Origin of the sequence: Streptomyces sp. NPDC127084 (assembly GCF_042724175.1) — a bacterium.
In the GTDB taxonomy this organism is placed as follows: Bacteria; Actinomycetota; Actinomycetes; order Streptomycetales; family Streptomycetaceae; genus Streptomyces.
This window is the reverse complement of record NZ_JBHXFA010000368.1, coordinates 1-1,360: the sequence shown is the minus strand read 5'-3', so window position 1 is coordinate 1,360 and position 1,360 is coordinate 1. Positions and strand designations below refer to the sequence as shown.

1 protein-coding gene is annotated in these 1,360 nt (G+C 68.2%); it reads left to right on the top strand.

Annotation, left to right across the window (positions count from 1 at the left end; translation table 11 throughout):
* Window positions 1–107: 107 nt before the first annotated feature.
* A partial coding sequence (locus ACFWI9_RS34275; RefSeq protein ID WP_387169210.1) for an ISL3 family transposase occupies window positions 108–1,360 on the top strand: 1,253 nt, incomplete at its 3' end.

Genomic DNA, 1,360 nt, shown 5'->3' with positions numbered 1-1,360 from the left:
GGCCCTGGCAAGATTTTCGTGAAGCGGGGGTGTGCCACCGTGCGCCGGTGACGCTCCGTCACGGGTAGCGGGACCTTCGGTGAGTGTGTGATGACCTCGTACGGATTATGTCTCCGCACCTGAACGTGGTGCGGGTGGATCGGCTGTGGTCGGCGGGAGGCGTGGTCCGTATAGCCGCCCGTACCTGCGAGTTGATGGTGGCGTGTCCGGGCTGCGGGTGCGAGTCGGCGCGGGTGCATAGCCGGTATTCCCGCACGCTGGCTGACGTCGCTGTCGGTGGACGGCCGGTGCTGATCAGTCTGATGGTGCGGCGGTTGTTCTGTGACAGTCCGAGCTGTGGTCGGCGGACGTTTGCCGAGCAGGTAGAGGGGCTGACGGTGCGCTATCAGCGTCGCAGTCCCCTGCTCCAGCATCTGGTGGAGATGGCCGGGGTGCTGCTCGCCGGCCGTGGCGGGGCCCGACTCCTGCACATCTTGAAGGTGCCGCTGTCGCGGACGAGTGTGCTGTTCCAGCTGATGCGCATGCGACTGCCCTCGGTCGCGACACCGCGGGTGCTGGGCGTGGACGACTTCGCGCTGTACAGGGACGTCTACGGCACGCTGCTGGTGGATGCCGACACGCGACTGCCGATCGAGCTGTGGGCCGGTCGTGACGCCGAGCAGCTGGCCGCCTGGCTGCGCACGCACCCCGGCGTCGAGGTGGTGTGCCGGGACGGTTCACTGGTCTACCGGCAGGGCACCACCGACGGGGCCCCGGACGCGGTGCAGGTCAGCGACCGCTTTCACCTCTGGCAGGGACTGTCGAAACGGGTCTCGGACGTCGCCGCCGACCACCGCGGCTGCCTGTCCGCGGCGGTACCTGAATCCGATCCGGACTCACCACCGTCGGCCGAACGGTCCGAGGCGGCCGATACTCCCGCCGGCCGTCATGCCAAGCGGCTGTTCGAGGCGGTGCATGCTGTATCCGATCACGGCCGCTCATTCAGCGCGATAGCCCGCGACCTGGGCCTGAACCGACGCACCGTGGCCAAGTACGCCCGCGCTTCCTCCTGGCAGGAGTGCCTACGCCGCACTCCGCCCCGCCGATCCACGAGCCTCGACCCGTATCTGGAGTACTTGCGTCAACGTTGGGAGGAAGGCGAGCACACGGCGACAGTTCTTCACCAGGAGATCGTTGCCAAGGGCTACTGCGGTCATTACCAGCGGGTCAAGATGGCCATCGCGCCGCTGCGTCGCGGTCTGCCGATCGACACGCCACGCGAGCGGCCACCCTCGCCTCGCCAGGTCGCCCGGTGGATCACCACCACACCATCCCGGCGTGGCCTGCACGCCACCGAGGCACTCCGCCGGTTGCTTGAGCA